This is a genomic window from uncultured Sphingomonas sp. (genome assembly GCF_913778135.1).
GTDB lineage: Bacteria > Pseudomonadota > Alphaproteobacteria > Sphingomonadales > Sphingomonadaceae > Sphingomonas.
Genome location: NZ_CAJYVU010000021.1, coordinates 1 through 17,668, shown reverse-complemented (window position 1 = coordinate 17,668; position 17,668 = coordinate 1). Strand labels below are relative to the sequence as shown.

General features: G+C 67.0%; 15 protein-coding genes. 5 read left to right on the top strand and 10 right to left on the bottom strand.

What is annotated here, in order from left to right; genetic code table 11:
- The 4 genes from QZ847_RS02265 to QZ847_RS02250 all read right to left on the bottom strand — a co-directional run.
- Positions 1-623 (bottom strand): enoyl-CoA hydratase/isomerase family protein (locus tag QZ847_RS02265; RefSeq protein WP_294352707.1); only part of this gene is annotated, 623 nt, incomplete at its 3' end.
- Positions 620-1,459: a 4-(cytidine 5'-diphospho)-2-C-methyl-D-erythritol kinase gene (locus QZ847_RS02260; protein WP_294352706.1), complete on the bottom strand. Its 840-nt coding sequence runs from the start codon at positions 1,457-1,459 to the stop codon at positions 620-622. The genes QZ847_RS02265 and QZ847_RS02260, both read right to left, overlap by 4 nt.
- Before the next feature lie 11 nt (positions 1,460-1,470).
- Positions 1,471-3,081: a tetratricopeptide repeat protein gene (locus QZ847_RS02255; protein ID WP_294352705.1), complete on the bottom strand. Its 1,611-nt coding sequence runs from the start codon at positions 3,079-3,081 to the stop codon at positions 1,471-1,473.
- Positions 3,082-3,133: 52 nt separating this feature from the next.
- The gene (locus QZ847_RS02250; protein WP_294352708.1) at positions 3,134-4,777 is read right to left on the bottom strand and encodes an electron transfer flavoprotein-ubiquinone oxidoreductase; all 1,644 of its coding nucleotides are present in this window, start codon (positions 4,775-4,777) and stop codon (positions 3,134-3,136) included.
- 135 nt (positions 4,778-4,912) lie between these two features.
- Between QZ847_RS02250 and QZ847_RS02245 the strand changes: the two genes are divergently transcribed.
- From QZ847_RS02245 to QZ847_RS02230, 4 genes are read left to right on the top strand one after another with little or no spacing between them, the layout of a single operon-like run.
- Positions 4,913-5,683, top strand: a complete 771-nt coding sequence (locus QZ847_RS02245) for a uracil-DNA glycosylase family protein (protein WP_294352704.1) — start codon at positions 4,913-4,915, stop codon at positions 5,681-5,683.
- Complete coding sequence (locus tag QZ847_RS02240) at positions 5,680-7,476, top strand: lytic transglycosylase domain-containing protein (protein ID WP_294352703.1); 1,797 nt, start codon at positions 5,680-5,682, stop codon at positions 7,474-7,476. The genes QZ847_RS02245 and QZ847_RS02240 overlap by 4 nt, the downstream gene beginning before the upstream one ends.
- A 4-nt stretch (positions 7,477-7,480) precedes the next feature.
- Positions 7,481-8,008: a molybdenum cofactor biosynthesis protein B gene (moaB, locus tag QZ847_RS02235; protein WP_294352702.1), complete on the top strand. Its 528-nt coding sequence runs from the start codon at positions 7,481-7,483 to the stop codon at positions 8,006-8,008.
- A 46-nt stretch (positions 8,009-8,054) separates the two neighbouring features.
- Positions 8,055-9,137 (top strand): PA0069 family radical SAM protein, encoded by a 1,083-nt coding sequence (locus QZ847_RS02230; protein WP_294352701.1) that lies wholly within the window; start codon positions 8,055-8,057, stop codon positions 9,135-9,137.
- Here QZ847_RS02230 and dnaE read toward each other — a convergent pair.
- Positions 9,134-12,649: a DNA polymerase III subunit alpha gene (gene dnaE / locus QZ847_RS02225; protein WP_294352699.1), complete on the bottom strand. Its 3,516-nt coding sequence runs from the start codon at positions 12,647-12,649 to the stop codon at positions 9,134-9,136. The genes QZ847_RS02230 and dnaE overlap by 4 nt on opposite strands.
- A gap of 90 nt (positions 12,650-12,739) precedes the next feature.
- Here dnaE and QZ847_RS02220 point away from each other — a divergent pair, with 90 nt between their 5' ends.
- Positions 12,740-13,315, top strand: coding sequence for an HdeD family acid-resistance protein (locus QZ847_RS02220; protein ID WP_294352696.1), 576 nt, complete (start codon positions 12,740-12,742; stop codon positions 13,313-13,315).
- 114 nt (positions 13,316-13,429) lie between these two features.
- Here the strand turns inward: QZ847_RS02220 and QZ847_RS02215 are convergent, their stop codons facing one another.
- From QZ847_RS02215 to QZ847_RS02195, 5 genes are all read right to left on the bottom strand, one after another.
- Positions 13,430-13,909, bottom strand: a complete 480-nt coding sequence (locus tag QZ847_RS02215; protein WP_294352694.1) for a glutathione peroxidase — start codon at positions 13,907-13,909, stop codon at positions 13,430-13,432.
- A complete protein-coding gene (locus QZ847_RS02210) occupies positions 13,906-14,499 on the bottom strand; it encodes a GNAT family protein (protein ID WP_294352693.1) in 594 nt (197 codons plus the stop codon). Before QZ847_RS02210 ends, QZ847_RS02215 begins: the two co-directional genes overlap by 4 nt.
- Complete coding sequence (locus QZ847_RS02205) at positions 14,496-15,260, bottom strand: ABC transporter ATP-binding protein (protein WP_294352691.1); 765 nt, start codon at positions 15,258-15,260, stop codon at positions 14,496-14,498. Before QZ847_RS02205 ends, QZ847_RS02210 begins: the two co-directional genes overlap by 4 nt.
- Entirely contained in the window at positions 15,253-16,503 is a 1,251-nt protein-coding gene (locus QZ847_RS02200; RefSeq protein WP_294192583.1) for a lipoprotein-releasing ABC transporter permease subunit, read from the bottom strand. Before QZ847_RS02200 ends, QZ847_RS02205 begins: the two co-directional genes overlap by 8 nt.
- A 403-nt stretch (positions 16,504-16,906) precedes the next feature.
- A partial coding sequence (locus QZ847_RS02195) for a TonB-dependent receptor (RefSeq protein ID WP_294352690.1) occupies positions 16,907-17,668 on the bottom strand: 762 nt, incomplete at its 5' end.

Sequence of the window (17,668 nt, the reverse complement as noted above, 5' to 3'; positions counted from 1 at the left end):
TCACGCGGGTCGGCGATCATCCGTTTGAGCAACCGGAGCGCGTCGCCATCGTTGGCGGCGGTTTCAGCAGCGGTCTGCGCCGGGTCGCCGATCACATCGACCAGACCGATGCGCAGCGCCTCGTCCGCGTCGATCGTTTTCGCCGTGAACAGCAGCCGCGCCGCCTGACCGCGCCCGACGCGGGCAGACAAGCGCGCGACGTCCTGCGCCGGATAGCCGATGCCGAGCCGCGCGGGCGGGATCGCGAAGCGCGCCGTGGGACCGGCGACGATCAGGTCGCAGGCGAGCGCGAGCGCCACGCCAGCGCCATGACATCCCCCCTCCACGCCCGCGATCACTGGCATCGGCAAGCTGGCTAACGCCTCGATGCCGTCGCGCATCGCCGTGCGGAAGGCGGCACGTGCGGGAACATCGTCGGCCAGTCGGGCGAGATCGCGCAGGTCGGCGCCGGCACAGAAGATGCCGGGCACGTCGGAAGCGAGCAGCACGGCGCGTGCATCGGCGGGCACCTGCGCCGCCACACGGGCAAGTTCGAGCCAGCCGTTGGTCGGCACCGCGTTGCGCGCCGCGGCGCGATCGAGCGCGATCCGCGCGACGCCTGCCTCGACCGAGAACCGGATCATCGCACCGTCGTCCCGAGCTGCCACCAATCCGGCTGCGCCGCCGCAATGGCGAGCGCGGCGGCATCACGCGCCGTTGACGTCTCGAACAAAGCGAAGCAGGTCGCTCCCGACCCTGACATGCGTGTGAGCCGCACCCCGGCTTGTTGCGTGAGCAGGCGTAAGACCTCGGCGATCACCGGTGCAACCTGCTCGGCCGGAAGCTGAAGGTCGTTGCGACTACCGATCGCGCGTTTCAGCGTGTCGCCATCGAGCAGCGCTCCGCGATCGTGACGGTCCCAACGCGCGAACACCGCGGCGGTCGACACGCCCACGCCAGGATTGACCACCAACGCGGGCATGTCGCCCAACCCGGCGATCTTCTCCAGCGTGTCCCCCTTCCCACGCCCGAACGCTGCGTGGCCGAGCAGGCAGGCCGGCACGTCGGCGCCGAGCGAGGCCGCGAGCGAGAACAGGCGCTCGTCGCATGCCGCGATGCCATGCAGCCGCGCCAGCGCACGCAGCGTTGCCGCCGCATCGGCCGACCCGCCGCCAATCCCCGACGCGATCGGCAGATGCTTGTCGAGCGTGATGGCGTGGCTCGCGTCGATGCCGAACGTCGCCTTGAAGGCTGCTTCAGCGCGCAGCACCAAATTGTCGGGGCCGTTGCCCAAGCCATCGGCGAAAGGGCCGATGATCCGTAGCGACGCTTCTCCAGGCGCCACGGTCACCGTGTCGCCATCGCGCGCGAAGGCGAAGATCGTCTCAAGTTCGTGGTAGCCGTCATCGCGGCGTCGGCGGACGTGCAGCGAGAGGTTGAGCTTCGCCGGCGCTGTCTCGACGATCACCTGCCCCGCCACCGTGCTTCCTTTTACAATCCGTTCGCGACCTTTGCCGACAGCCGCGCGGCGACGTCGGGCGTCTCGGCCGTAGCGCGCGCGGCGGTCCACGCATAGCGCGCCTCGTAGCGACGACCGATCCGCCAATAAACATCGCCTAGATGCTCGCCGATCTCGGCATTGGTCGGGTCGGCCGCGGCCGCGCGCTCGATCAGCGGCAATGCCTGCGCGGTTTGCCCGCGCCGGAACAAGGCCCAGCCGAGCGAGTCGGTGATCGCTGCATCGTCCGGTTTCGCGCGCGCCGCGCGCTCCAGCATCGCCTGCGCCTCGGCCATGCGTTCTTCATGCTCGATCAACGCGTAGCCGAGATAGTTAAGCACCAGCGGCTGTTCTGGCGCGCGCGCATAGGCCTGTTCCAGCGCCGCTCGTGCGGCGGGCCAGTCGCCAGCCCGGTCGAGCGCGGCGCCGTATTGCAGCCAGTCGGACCAATCAGCGCCCGCGCGCTCTGCAAGCCGCCGGTACAGCGCCACCGCATCGCTCGGCCGGTTCAGCCGCAGGTACAGGTCGGCCAGCTGCTGCACGTCGGCCGGGTCGCCGTTGCTGGGGCTTGCGAGCGGTTGCGCGAGTCGGAGCGCCTCCTCAGTCCGCCCCGCATCGGCGAGTATCTGCACGCGCCCGTCGATCGCCTGCGCCGCGTAGATGCCGCGGCGGTCGACCTGATCGAGCACCGTCAGCGCGCGCGCCGTCGCGCCATCCTTCGACAACGCGCCCGCGAGCAGCAGGCGCGCGCGGTCGTTACCCGGATCGGCGCGGAGCGCGGACTGGACGAGCGTGTAGCTGAGCCCGGTCGGCTTGCCGAGCGCAAGGTCCGACGCCACGCGGGTCAGCAGCCACGACATGCCGAAATCGAGCCCGGGCGCGATCCGCGCGCGCGGCCGTTCGCGCAGCGCGACCACCGGCGGAGCATCGCCGACGAGCAGGCTGCGCGCGAGGTCGCGCTTGCCCCGCGCGATCAGCAGCCGGGCGGCGGCGATGCGGGTGTCGGTGCTCGACTGGTCGTTGCCGAGCAGCGGACGCAGCGCCGCCATGCCCTCATCGCTTCGGCCCTGCGCGAGCAGGATCAGCGCGCGCGTCTCCGAGACGAAGCGGCGGGCCACCGCGTCGGTGGGCTTGACGGCAAGCGCGGTCGTGGGATCGCCCTTCCACTCGAGCGCGGCCCAGGCACGCAGCGGTGCCGACAGGATCTTGAGCGGTGTCGCGTCGAGCGCCGTCAGCGCGCGTTCGGCCGCGGCGCGATCATCGGCGCGCGCGGCTGCGGCGAGTGCGAGCAGCGACGCGTCGCTCGGCAGCACATCCTTGCGGGCCAGCACCGCGGCAGCGCGGTCGGCGAGCGCGTAATCGCCAGCACGCACCGCTTCGCGATAGGCGCGGATCGCGACGACCGGGTCGTTAGATGAGGCACCGAGGGCTGCATCATAGTCGCTCGCTGCAACGGCGACCTGCCCGTCCGCATCGGCCACCCGGGCGCGCAGATAGGCCGCGACCTCTGGTTCGGTGACGCTTCTGTCCGCGCGATCGACGGCTTTGGTGTCGGCGACGTTGGTCTGCGCCAACGCTGGCGCACCGAGCAGCAATCCCGTCAAGAACAAAAGGCTCGCCGTCGCGCGACGGCGGCGGCGAGCGGATCGGGCAAAGTCACATGTTCGGGTAATTGGGTCCACCACCGCCTTCGGGCACGACCCAGTTGATGTTCTGCGTCGGGTCCTTGATGTCGCACGTCTTGCAGTGGACACAGTTCTGCGCGTTGATCACCAGACGGGGATCGTGCGTGTCTTCGCCCACAATCTCGTAAACGCCCGCGGGACAATAACGCTGCGCCGGTTCGTCGTAGAGCGGCAGATTGTGCTCGACCGGCACCGACGCGTCCTTGAGCGTCAGGTGGACGGGCTGATCCTCCTCGTGGTTGGTGTTCGACAGGAACACCGATGACAGCTTGTCGAAGGTCAGCACGCCGTCGGGCTTCGGGTACTCGACCTTTTTGACCATGTCCTTGCGCCACAAGGTTTCGTTGTCCGGATGGTGATGCAGCGTGAACGGCATCTTGAGCCCGAGATATTCGGACCACATCGTGATGCCGGCTAGGCCCGATCCCATGAAGTCGCCAAACTTCTTGACCAGCGGCACGACATTGCGAACGATCGACAGCTCTTGTCTGACCCAGCTGTTCTCGAACGCGTCCGGATAAGCCGTTAGTTCATCACCCTGGCGCTGCGACAGGATCGCATCGACTGCGGCCTCTGCCGCCATCGTGCCCGACTTCATCGCGGTGTGCGTGCCCTTGATCCGCGGCACGTTGAGGAAACCCGCGCTGTCGCCGATCAGCGCGCCGCCGGGGAAGACGAGCTTCGGGATCGACTGCAGCCCCCCGTCCGAGATCGCGCGCGCGCCGTAGCTGACACGCTTGCCGCCCTTCAGCAGCGCAGCGACCTCGGGATGGGTCTTCCACTTCTGCATTTCCTGAAACGGCGACACATACGGGTTGGTGTAGTTGAGCCAGGTGACGAAGCCGATCGACACCTGCCCGTTCGCCTGGTGGTAGATCCAGCCGCCGCCATTCGAACCATCGGTTTCACTGAGCGGCCAGCCCTGCGTGTGGATGACCTTGCCCGGCGTGTGCAGCTCTGGATCGATGTCCCAGAGTTCCTTGATGCCCAGACCATAAACTTGCGGATCACAATTAGCGCGCAGGTCGAAGATGCGCATCAGCTCCTTCGACAGGTGACCGCGGCAGCCTTCGGAGAAGAAGGTGTATTTCGCGTGCAGCTCCAGTCCCGGCTGATAGTCGCCCTTGTGCGTGCCGTCGCGCGCCACGCCCATGTCGCCAGTCGCGACACCCTTCACACTACCGTCCTCGTTGAACAGCACCTCGGCCGCGGCGAAGCCCGGAAAGATTTCGACGCCCAGCTCCTCCGCCTTGCCCGCCAGCCAGCGGCACAGGTTGGCAAGGCTGCCGGTGTAGGTGCCCTTGTTGTGGAGGAACGGCGGCGTCCACAGGTGCGGCAGGTTGACCTTCTTGTTCTTGGTGAGCACCCAGTGGATGTTTTCGGTGACGGGCACCTCGGCGAGCGGACAGCCATCGTCGCGCCAGTCGGGCAGGAACTCGTCGAGCGTGCGCGGATCGATCACCGCGCCCGACAGGATGTGCGCACCGACCTCCGAGCCCTTCTCGAGCACGCAGACCGAGATATCGGCGTCCTTCTCGGCGGCGAGTTGTTTGATGCGGATCGCCGCCGACAGCCCGGCGGGGCCGGCGCCGACGATTACCACGTCGTACGGCATCGATTCGCGATCGCTCACTTCACACTCTCCTCTCGCGCGGGCGCGCTCCTCGTCGCACCGCAGCACCATCCTGCCTGTGCTGCGGTGCCAGTACATTGACCTTCGCGTCAACCGCGCATCCTATGCCGCGCGACAATGGGGGCAGATCAGCACATCGACTGGGCCGGTGAAAACTGGACCGAACTGGCGGCGAGCACGCTCGACTGGTGGCGCGACGCCGGTGTCGACGTGGTGGTGGGCGACGAACCCGTCAACTGGTTGAAGCAGAACAATTTAGCGCCTTCTGACGCTACGACCGCGACGCTGGCCGATCCTGTCGTCCGGGCGTCGGGATCGGCAGCGGCGCCGTCCGCCGCGATGCCGGCGACGCTCGCCGAGTTCGTGACCTGGCGCGCCGGGAAGGACGCGCCCGACGCGTCGTGGTCGGGCGAGCCGATCGGCGCGACCGGACCCGCCGACGCGGCGCTGATGGTGCTGGTCGACTGTCCGGAGCGCGGCGACCGTGACCAGCTACTGGGTGGCGAGACGGGCAAGCTGTTCGACAACATGCTGCGCGCAATCGGCCTGACGCGCGGCGACGTTCTGCTCGCCTCGGTCTGCGTTCGCCGCCCGACGATCGGCCGCGTACCGCGTGATCTGGAACAGCGATTGGGCGAGGTCACCCGCCATCACCTGTCACTCGCCGCTCCCGCGAACCTGCTCGTGCTGGGCGATGCGGCGACCCGTGCCGTTCTGGCGACGAATGTCGCAAGCGCACGCGAGCGTTTGCACGCCTTTAACCATAAGGATGGCACCAGCACGCGTGTCGTTGCGAGCCATCACCCCCGCGTCCTGCTGGACCGGCCGGCGTGCAAGGCGGAAGCGTGGAAGGATCTGATCTTGCTGAACGAGGGGCTTCGGAAGTGAGAACGGGGTTGAAGCGGGCATGGCTGGCCGCGGCCTGCACTCTGGTGGCGGTGGCCGCGCCCGCGACGGCGGAGCCGGCACCCGCCGCGCGCCGGTCGGGTATTCCGCCGCAACTGACACCCGAGCAGCGTGACGGCTACCGCGCGGTGTTCGCCGCGATCAACGAGAGTCGCTGGAGCGACGCGCAGATCGCGCTCGACAGCATGGCGCAAGGGCCCCTGCACGCCTACGCACGCGCAGAACTCTACACTGCAAAGGGTAGCCCGAAGGTCGAAGCCGACGCGCTGCTCAAGCTCATCAACGAAGCGCCCGAACTGCCGCAGGCCGATCAGCTGGAGCGGATCGCTAAGCTGCGCGGCGTCACCGATCTGCCGCCGCTGCCCGCGCAGCAGCGGCTGATCTGGAACGACGGCGCCCCCGTCCGTGCCCGCGCGAAGGCGACCAAGAGCGACCTGATCGCCGCCGATCTCGCCACCAGGATGCAGCCGTTCATCAAGGCCGATTCTGGCGCCGAGGCCGAAGCACTGCTCGACCAGACGCAAGGGCTCTCGCCCGAGGCGCAGACCGAGTGGCAGGCGCGCATCGCGTGGATCTACTTCCTCCAGGGTCTCGACACCCAGGCGCGCGCGCTGGCGGCGAAGGCGGAGAGCGGCGCGGGGGACTGGACGATCCAGGCACGCTGGACCGGCGCGCTCGCGGCGTGGCGACAGAAAGATTGCGGTGCGACGAGCCCCGCCTTCGAGAATGTCGCGGCGCGCGCACCCGATACCGACCTGCGCGCAACCGCGCTCTACTGGGCCGCGCGCGCCGACATGATGTGCGGCCGCCCCGACAAGGTCGAGGCGCGGCTGAAGCAGGCGTCGCAATTCGGCGAAACCTTTTACGGCCTGCTCGCGCGGCAGGCACTCGGAATCGATCTCGCGAAATCGCGTCCGCAGCGGGTGACTGACGACTGGGCCGCGCTCGAACGCCGCCCCAACGTCCGCGTTGCCGCCGCGCTGGTCGAGATCGGTGAGGATGACGAGGCCGACACCGTGTTGCGTCAGCAGGCGCGGATTGGTTCACCGAGCGAATTCAGCAGCCTGACGCGCCTCGCCGAGCAGCTCGATCTCGCTTCAACCACCGTGTGGCTGGCGCACAACATGCCGCAGGGCGTCACCGCGCTCGCCGAGGCGCGCTACCCGCAGCCGAGCTGGACGCCCGACAGCGGTTGGCGGATCGACAAGGCTTTGGTCTACGCGCACACGCTGCAGGAATCGGGCTTCCGCACCAAGGTGAAGAGCCAAGCGGGCGCTTATGGCCTGATGCAGATCATGCCCGCCGCGGCGACCGATTACATGCGCGAACGCGGGTTGACGGTCGATCAGGCAGCATTGACGCGTCCGTCGACCAATTTCGACATCGGGCAGCGCCATATCGAGCGGCTGCGCGACATGGGAATGACCGGCGGGCTGCTGCCCAAGGTGATCGCCGCCTACAACGCCGGGCCGCAGCACGTCGGCGAGTGGAACGGCATCGTCCGCGACGGCGGTGACCCGCTGCTTTACATCGAGAGCATCCCTTACTGGGAGACGCGCGGTTACGTCGTAACGGTGCTGCGCAATTACTGGATGTACGAGGCGCAGGGCGGCAAGGCCGCTTCGCCGAGCCGGTCCGCGCTGGCGCAGGGCATGTGGCCGCGTTTCCCCGGCCTGCCGGGTGCGACCGCAGTGCGGATGAACGCGCAGGCGCCCAACACCGCGATCGCCGTCAACGGCACGGTCAGCCCCGCCTCCTCCACCCGCGCCGAATAGTCGCGTGCCGATCGACGAGAGCCGCACCTTCACGCCCGTTCGTATTGCGGTGCTGACGGTCTCCGACACGCGCGGGCTGGCGGAGGATCGCTCGGGTGACACGTTGGTCGCGCGGCTTGAGGCAGCGGGGCACTCGCTCGCCGACCGAGTCATTATGCGCGACGACGCCGACGCTATCGTCCACCAGCTCAATCGCTGGATCGATGACCAGCAAGTCGACTGCGTCATCACCACTGGCGGCACCGGCGTGACCGGGCGCGACGTGACGCCCGAGGCGATCGAGCGTGTCGCGGACAAGATGATCCCGGGCTTCGGCGAGCTGTTCCGCTGGTTGTCATACCAGACGATCGGCACCTCGACCGTGCAGAGCCGCGCCTGCGCGTGCGTCGCGCGCGGCACCTATATCTTCGCGCTGCCGGGTTCGACCGGCGCGGTGAAGGACGCGTGGGATGGCATCCTCAAGGACCAGCTCGACAGCCGACACCGTCCCTGCAACTTCGTTGAGTTAATGCCGCGGCTGCTGGAGCGCTGACACCAACGTTCTTGCTATGTTCTGGTTTGTTTCTTAACCTCAACACATGGCAGCGCAGAAGAATCGAGCGACGAGAGGCGCGACGCTCAACGCGGAGAGCCGGCGTTTCAACCTGCCGCAGAGCGAAGCCGACGGCGACTGGCTCGACGTGCGCGAGGACGTCGATGGCACCGTCGCACCGCTACGCACCACGGTAACGATCGAGCTTCCGCGCACGATCATCACGCGCAACACCTCGCCCGACGTGCCGTTCGATCGATCGATCAACGCCTATCGCGGCTGCGAGCACGGCTGCATCTACTGTTTCGCACGGCCCAGCCACGCCTTTCACGACCTCTCGCCCGGGCTGGACTTCGAGACCAAGCTGTTCGCCAAGCCGGGTGCGGCCGACCTGCTCAAGGCCGAGTTGCGAAAGCCCGGCTATGCCTGCGCACCGATCGCGATGGGAACCAACACCGATCCGTATCAGCCGATCGAGCGCAAGTGGCAGATCACGCGCGCGCTGCTGGAGGTGCTCGCCGCGTGCGATCACCCGGTGGTCATCACGACCAAGTCCGACCGTGTCACGCGCGACCTCGATATCCTCGCAGCGATGGCGGAGAAGCGCCAGGTGGCGGTCGCGATCTCGATCACCTCGCTCGACCCGCGCATCGCGATGACGATAGAACCGCGTGCGCCCACGCCGGCGCGGCGACTGGCGGCGGTTCGGAAACTCGCGGACGCGGGCGTGCCGACCTATGTCAACATGGCACCCGTCATTCCCGCGGTCACCGATCACGAGGTCGAGGCGGTCGTCGCGGCAGCAGCCAACGCGGGCGCGCTCGGTGTATCGTACATCCCCGTGCGCCTGCCGTGGGAGGTCGCCCCCCTGTTCCGCGCCTGGCTCGACGCGCACTTTCCCGATCGCGCGGGCAAGGTGATGGCGACGATCCAGAGCTTGCGCGGCGGCAAGGACAACGATCCCGGCTTCTTCTCCCGCATGCGCGGGCAAGGCGTCTGGGCGGAGCTGCTGCGCACCCGCTTCCGCATCGCGCGGGCGAAACACGGGTTTTCCGACGATCGCCGGCGCCTGAATCTCGACTGCTCACGCTTTCGCCCACCGCCGGGCGCGCAGGGCGAGTTGTTCTAGCCGACCGCGCGCAGGCGGACTTCCTCCACGTCGAAGCTGACCGAGGTGACCCCGGCCAGCCCCTCGATCTGCTCGGCAAGCTCGGCGTCGAGCGAGAAATCGTGTCCCAGCAACACGCGCGCGGTGCTGCCGTCCCCCGCCGGCACGTTCAGCGTCACCTTGCCGCGCCGGCCGCGCCGTTCCCCGATCAGCGCGGCGAGCGCCGGGATTGCAGCGGCGCCACTCACCGCGACGTCGAGCGCGAAGCGGGTCGTTGCGGCAAGCGTCTCGAACGGCTTGATGGCCTTGATGCTGACGCGCGGCGTCTCCTCACCCGGCCGGCGATCGAGTTCGACCGTCAGCAACCCGCACCCGCCGATCCGCGCCGCCTCCTCAAGGTCCTCGGTCGTACCATCCTCGAAGCAGGTGGCGGCGAACTGCCCCGTTGCATCCGAACAGGTCGCCATCATGAAACGCCGCCCGCGCGCCGAGGTGCGCCAGCGCGCTTCCTCGACCAGCACTGCCAACGTCGCGCCGACGCGTGCGCCATCGGCGATGTGAAGCTCGTTCAACGACGCGAAGGTCCGCGCGCCGTGCATCTTGGCAAGCATCCGGTGGCGATCGACCGGGTGCGCGGAGAAGTAGAAGCCGAAGGCGTCCTTCTCCTGCTCCATCCGCTCCATCAGACTCCAGCGCGCGGTCGTCGGCAGCTTGATCACGTCGCCGGCGTGGCTCTCTTCACCGAACAACCCGCCCTGCCCGCTGGTGCGGCCATGATGCGCGCTGGCGGCAACCGCGAGGATCGTCTCAGCCACCGCATGAACCCCGGCGCGATTGGCGTCGAGCCCGTCAAACGCGCCCGCCGCCGCGAGCGTCTCCAGCTGACGCTTGTTGATGAGGCGCGGATCGACCCGGTCGGCGAGATCGCTGAGGTTCTTGAACGCGCCACCTTGGTCACGCGCCTCGACCAGCCGCTCCATCGCGCCCTCACCCACCGACTTGAGCGCCGCGAGCGCGAAGCGCACCGCGAGACCGCCGACCGCAGTCGTCTCGACGTCGAACTCGGCCTGGCTGGCGTTGATGCACGGCGGCAGCAGCTCGACGTTCATGCGTCGCGCATCCTCGACGAAGATCGCGAGCTTATCGGTCAGGTGCAGGTCGTAGCACATCGATGCCGCAAAGAATTCGTGCGGGTGATGCGCCTTCAGCCACGCGGTCTGATAGGCGAGCAGCGCGTAGGCGGCGGCGTGGCTCTTGTTGAAACCGTAGCCGGCGAACTTGTCGATCAAGTCGAACAGCTCGTTCGCCTTGGCCTTGGGGATGCCGTTCACCTCCTGGCACCCGGCGACGAAGATCGAGCGCTGCGCGTCCATCTCCGCCTTGACCTTCTTGCCCATCGCGCGACGGAGCAGGTCGGCGCCGCCGAGCGAGTAGCCCGCCAGCACCTGCGCCGCCTGCATCACCTGTTCCTGATAAACGAAGATGCCGTAGGTTTCGGCCAGGATCGGCTCGAGCAGCGCGTGCGGATATTCGATCGGCTCGGTGCCCTGCTTGCGTCGGCCGAACGACGGAATGTTGTCCATCGGCCCCGGTCGGTAGAGCGACACGAGCGCGACGATGTCGCCGAAGTTGGACGGACGCACCGCCGACAGCGTACGGCGCATGCCTTCCGATTCAAGCTGGAACACGCCCACGGTGTTGCCGCTTTGAAGCAGATCGTAGACTGCCGTGTCATCCCACAGCAACGCGTCGAGATCGACCGAGACACCGCGCTTGGCAAGCAGTTGCACCGCTTTCTTGAGGACCGACAGCGTTTTCAGGCCGAGAAAGTCGAACTTCACCAACCCTGCGCCTTCGACATATTTCATGTCGAACTGCGTCACCGGCATGTCGGAGCGTGGATCGCGGTAGAGGGGCACGAGCTGCGCCAGCGGCCGGTCGCCGATCACCACGCCCGCAGCGTGCGTTGACGAGTGCCGCGGCAGCCCCTCCAGCTGCGTCGCCAGGTCAAGCAGATGCCGGACCTGATTGTCGTTGGCATATTCCTTGGCGAGCTCGGGCACGCCGTTCAGCGCGCGTTTGAGGTCCCACGGGTCGGTCGGATGGTTGGGGACCAGCTTGGCGAGCCGGTCGACCTGACCGTAGCTCATCTGCAGCACACGTCCGGTGTCTTTCAACACTGCGCGCGCCTTCAGTTTACCGAAGGTGATGATCTGCGCCACCTGATCGCGGCCGTATTTCTCCTGCACGTAGCGGATTACTTCGCCGCGGCGGGTTTCGCAGAAGTCGATGTCGAAGTCGGGCATCGACACGCGCTCGGGATTGAGGAAGCGCTCGAACAGAAGCCCGAGCTTGATCGGATCGAGGTCGGTGATCGTCAGCGCCCAGGCGACCGCGCTGCCGGCGCCCGATCCGCGCCCCGGCCCGACTGGAATGTCGTGCGACTTCGCCCATTGGATGAAGTCGGCGACGATCAGGAAGTAACCGGGGAAACCCATCTGGATGATAACGTCGAGCTCGAACTCGAGCCGGTCGCGGTAGCCCTGCTTCCAATCGGAAGCGAGGGGCTCGGCAGCGTCGCCTGCCACCTCAGCTAGCTCCTCAATTCGCGCGAGCCGCGCCTCCAGCCCCTCGCGCGCGCGGTCGCGCAGCATCGCCGCCTCGCCCTCGCGATCGCCGGCGAGGCTGGGCAGGATCGGCTTGCGCTTGGGTGCCGCGACCGCGCAGCGCTGCGCGACGACCAGCGTGTTGTCGATCGCCTCGGGCAGGTCATGGAACAGCGCGCGCATTTCGGCCGCCGGCTTCATCCACGCCTCGGGTGAGCTGCGCGGGCGGTCCTCGGTCTCGACGTAGGTGGAATTGGCGATGCACAGCATCGTGTCGTGCGCTTCGCCGAAGCTCGCCTCCTCGAAGCAGGACGGGTTGGTCGCGACGAGCGGCAGGTCGCGTGCGTAGGCTAAATCGATCAGCGCCTCCTCCGCCGCCTCTTCGACCGTGTCGCCGCGCCGGACGAGTTCGACGTAGAGGCGGTTTGGGAACAATGCCTGCAACCGGTCGGCATAGGCGGTGGCACGTGCGGGCTGATCCTCCGCGAATAGACGCGCGAGCGCTCCTTCCCCACCCGCGGTCAGCGCGATCAGCCCGGCGGTATGCCGCTCAAGCGCGTCGAACGTCACGTGCGGCGCGTGCTCGAGCGGTCGGTCGAGATGCGCCTGGCTGACCAGCGCGCACAGATTATCGTAGCCCGCGGCGTCCTGCGCGTAGAGTGCGATCCAGTCGACGACCGGCGCGCCGCCCTCGGGCATGTCGGGGCGGCAGATGCCGAGCATCGTCCCGATCACCGGCTGCACGCCGGCCGCAAACGCGCCGTCGGAGAAAGCCATCGCGGCGTAGAGCCCGTTGCGGTCGGTCAATCCCGCGGCGGGGAAGCCGAGCTTCGCCGCGCGCTTGGCAATCGCCTTCGGATCGATCGCGCCATCGAGCATAGTGTAGCAGGAAAAGATGCGGAGCGGCACGAACCCGGAATGCGGCATCACCACAACCTAGGCGTGCCAGCGTGATTCGGCCAGCGCGGAACCGTACCTTCGTGCGTCCGTTCGGCGGCGCAGACAGGAGATTGGACGATGACGGACGTGCGCGGTGCCGGCGGGATCGCCGGGGTCGAAATGGGACGTGGCTGGGGCTGGATCATGGCCTACGGCATCGTGTCGGTGCTGCTCGGGATTGCCGCTTTCGTGTGGCCGTTCGCCGCTACCTTTGCCGCAACCGTGGTGATCGGCGCATTCTTCTTCGTTGCGGGCGGTTTTGCGATCGCGGCGGCGCTGTTCGGTCACGGCAGCGCGCATCGCGGCTATTCAATCGTGTTCGGCATCGTGTCGCTGATCGTCGGACTGATCATGATGCTGGAGCCGGCGACCGGCGCGTTGTCGTTGACGTTGATGGTCGCAGTCTGGCTCGGAGTGCGCGGCGCGCTCGAACTCGTCTACGGCTTTCGGCTAAAGCGGCAGCGCGGCATGCTGATCGCGCTTGGTATCATCAACATTCTGCTCGCCCTGTTCATCCTTGCGACCGTGCCGTTCTCGGCACTGACCCTGCCGGGCTACATCCTCGGCATCAGCTTCCTCTTCGGCGGTGTCACCTCGATCACCGCCGCGGCGGATCATCGCAAGGGCGCGAGCGCGTTCGCGGTACCGGGCTGAGACGTCAGCGGTAATGCAGGGCTGCAAGCAGTGAAAGTAGTCCTACCATCACGAGGCAGATCAGCGCGAACATTGCCATCATAATTCGCCATGTGCCGCTTGGGTCGAAGGACTTCACAGCAGTGCTTCGATGTCGCGGCGGAGGTCGGCGGGTTTGGTGGTCGGGGCGTAACGTCGAACGACCTCGCCGGCGCGATCGATCAGGAACTTGGTGAAGTTCCACTTGATCGCCTTGGTCCCCATCAACCCCGGCGCCGCGGATTTGAGCCGATCAAACAGCGGATCGGCCGCGGCGCCGTTCACGTCGACCTTGGCGAAAACCGGAAAGGTCACGTCGTAGGTCAGCGAGCAGAAGTTGGCGATCTCGGTCGCGTCACCCGGCTCCTGTGCGCCGAACTGGTTGCAGGGGAATGCCAGTACCTCGAACCCGCGCGGACCAAGCTCTCGGTGCAGCACCTCCAACCCCTCATATTGCGGCGTGAAGCCGCACTTGGACGCGGTGTTGACGATCAGCAGCACCTTTCCGCGCCATTGATCGAGAGAGGTGGGCGTGCCGTCGGCGGCACGAACAGTCATGTCGGTGATCGTGGTCATCGAAGCTCCCCGCGGAACAACAGGTGATCGAGGTTGCGGCGCACCTGCGGCCATTCGTGCGCCATGATCGAGTAGACCGCGGTGTCGCGCACCTCACCATCGGTAGTGAGCATATGCCCGCGCAGGATGCCGTCTAGCCTCGCGCCCAGTCGTTCGATCGCGGTACGTGAGGCACGGTTGAGCACGTTGGTGCGAAGCTGCACGCAGCGGCATTCGAGCGCCTCGAAGGCATGGCTGAGCAGCAGGCGCTTCGCCTCGGTGTTGAGGCCGGTGCGCTGGACACGCCGCGCGTAGACGGTGCCGCCGATCTCTACGCGGCGATGCGCCTCGTTCATCCGCAGGAAGCGCGTGACCCCAGCGATCGTACCGCTCGCGTCGAGCACGACGAAGGGCAGCGCGCGGCCGGCCGCGGCCTGCTCCTCGATCGCATCGTACCATCGGTCGATCGTCGACGCGTCGGGTACGATGGTGGCGAAACTCGGCCCGACATCGGCGAGCGCGGCAACGATCCCTTCGCGGTCACGGCGCGAGAGCGGGCGGAGCGTGACGTACCGGCCCGAGAGCGTCGCCGCCTCGCGCCAGACGCTCACTGCAACTGACCCTCGTGCAGTCGCACGACGCGGTCCATGCGCTTCGCCAAACGCTCGTTGTGGGTAGCGACCAGCGCGGCCGAGCCTTCCTCGCGCACCAGCCGCAGGAACTCGGCCAGCACCACGTCGGCGGTATGCTCGTCGAGGTTGCCGGTCGGCTCGTCCGCCAGGATGAGCGCGGGCCGATTGGCAAGCGCGCGCGCGACCGCGACGCGCTGCTGCTCGCCGCCCGACAATTGTGACGGGCGGTGCGTCAATCGGTGGCCCAGCCCGAGCACGCTCAGCAGCGTCGTCGCGCGTGCCTCCGCCGCCGCGCGTTCGGCGCCGTGGACGAGCTGCGGCAGGATCACGTTCTCGATTGCGTTGAAGTCGGCGAGCAGGTGGTGAAACTGGTAGACGAAGCCGAGCTGGTCGCGACGCACCGCGGTGCGGCCGGCGGCGTCGAGTCTGGCCGCTTCGTCGCCGGCGATGCGGATCGATCCCTCGAACCCACCTTCGAGCAGCCCGATCGCCTGAAGCATCGTCGACTTGCCCGAGCCCGATGGCCCTAACAGCGCGACAATCTCGCCCGGCGCGATCGCCAGATTGACGCCGCGCAGCACGTGGATCGTCTCCGACCCTTGCGTGAAACTGCGCGCGAGACCGCGGGTCTCTAGAACCAGCCCGCTCACTCGCCGCCCGTCGCCATCGGACGCGGCGAAGCCGCCCCCTGTGGCGGCTCCAATGCGCCGGCCGCGCTCGCTGTCGCTCGCGTCACTCATAGCGCAGCACCTGCACCGGATCGGTACTCGCCGCCTTGTAGGCGGGGTAGATTGTAGCGAGGAAGGTCATGATGAGGGTGATGATGACGATCGCCGCGATCTCGACCGGATCGGGCTTCGATGGCAGCTCGGTCAGATAGCGGATCGAGGGGTCCCAAAGATTCTGCCCGGTCACCAGCTGTACGAAATTGACCACCGCCTGCCGGTAGAACAGGAACACCGCGCCGAGCAGCAGCCCCGCGATCGTGCCGAGCACGCCGATCGTCGTGCCCACCGTCATGAAGATGCGCAGCATCGCCCCCCTGCTCGCCCCCATCGTGCGCAGAATCGCGATGTCGCGCGTCTTTGCACGCACCAGCATGATGAGCGAACTCGCGATGTTGAACGCGGCGACCAGGATGATGATGCACAGCACCACGAACATCGCCACGCGCTCGACCGCGAGCGCGTCGAACAGCTCCGCATTCAGCTGCCGCCAGTCGCGAATGATGGCATAGCCCTGCACCTTGGGCGCGAGGGGAGCGAGTATCTCGCCCACCTTGTCGGCATTTGCGGTCTCAAGCTCGATCATGCTGACCGAATCGCCCATCAGCAACAGCGTCTGCGCGTCCTGGATCGGCATGATCACATAGGCCTTGTCGTAATCGTAGATGCCGACCTCGAAGATCGCGCCGACGGTGTAGCTGACCTGCCGTGGCACGGTGCCGAACGGTGTCGATTGCCCCTGCGGGTTCCAGATCGTGATCTGCGAGCCGACCGTGGCGCCCAGCGCCTCGGCCAGTCGCGCGCCGATCGCGACATTGCCGCTGCCCGGCGTCACCGAGTTGAGGCTGCCGACCAGCACCTTCGACCGGATCGTTGCATTGTCGCGAATGTCCTGCACACGCATGCCGCGCAGCAGGATGAACTCGGCACGACCATTGTAGGTGGCGAACAGGGGCTGCTCGATCAGCGGCGTCGCCTCCGTTACGCCCGGCGTTGCGCGCGCCTCGCGCACCACCTGCTGCCAGTCGGGCAGGCGACCACCGACTCCCTGCACCACCGCGTGGCCGTTCAGCCCCACGATCTTGTCGAACAGCTCGGCGCGAAAACCGTTCATGACGCTCATGACGATCACCAGCGCGGCGACGCCGAGCATCACCGCGCCCAGGCTGAACCCGGCGACCAGGACAATGAAGCGTTCACCACGGCCGGGTAGCAGGTACCGGCGCGCGATCATGCTCTCGTAGCGCGACAGCAACATGGCTGCCGCTCTACGGCGGGTACAGGCGGCTGGCAACGGGCAGCCGCGGCGCTTGCGCAGACACCGGGCTGTGGCGAATACATCACAGCCGCGCCACAATCGGTTTAGCCGGCGTTCATAACAGTCGACAGCCAACCCGGGCTAACCTAGCAATGATCGCACTGGCACACAGGCAGAAGCCGTGGTTCGGGGAAAGCAGACCAGCCCCGCCTCACCGAAGATGAGGCGTGCGGGCGGAATGCAGGATTAGGGGGCTGACGAGTTGATCGTCACGCAGGCGCCCGGGTCGGAAACGGCCCGGGCGTTTGCTTTGTAACAGCAATGGAACACTTGCATGTGCAGGTTCTCGCCTGCGTTGCTCAAGACAAGATCAGCCACGTCTGTTGCTCCAGCGTCACCAAACTCAAAACGACGCCGAGAAAGTCACGCCGTAGGTGCGCGCATCACCCGGTTGTCCGACGACGAGCCCGGTGTTGCCCGACTGCGTGGCCAACAACTCGAAATAATCCTGGTCGAACACGTTTCGCACCCAGCCAAACAGGTTGAGCCGGCTACCCTCGCGGTAGCCCACCCGGACGTTGGAGATCGAATAGCCGTCCACCCGCGTGTAGATCGATTCCGACGGATTGGACGAGAAGTTCGAGCGGTAGCTGCCGTCATAGCCGATGTAGACGTTGCCTTCGTTACCGCCGATGTTCGTCGGCACGCCATATTCCGCGCCGTAGGAGAACGCCCATTTCGACACGCCGGGAATACGCTGCCCAGAGATGTTGCAGAACGGCAGGCTATTGCCCGGCGTCCCCGCGGCGGCAGGCGTGCCGACGATCTGCCCGTTGACGATCGGCAGCGCGGTGCCACCCGAGAGTTCGGGCGGGCATGGCGCGTCGGTGAAGCGCTGATATTTGGCGTCGGTGTAGGCGGCGTTGGCGTAGACATTCAGCCGGCTGGTGGGGCGGAACGCCGAGTCGATCTCGACCCCGCGGGTGCGGACATGCCCGGCATTGGCGAGATAGCCGCGCAGCACGCTCAACTGGCTGTTGGTGACGGTCGCCTGATAGTCGAAGATGTCGGTCCAGAACGCAGCCACGTTCACGGTCGCGCGACGATCAAGGAACTGGTTCTTGAGCCCGAGTTCGTAATGGTTGACCGTCTCAGGCTTGACGGT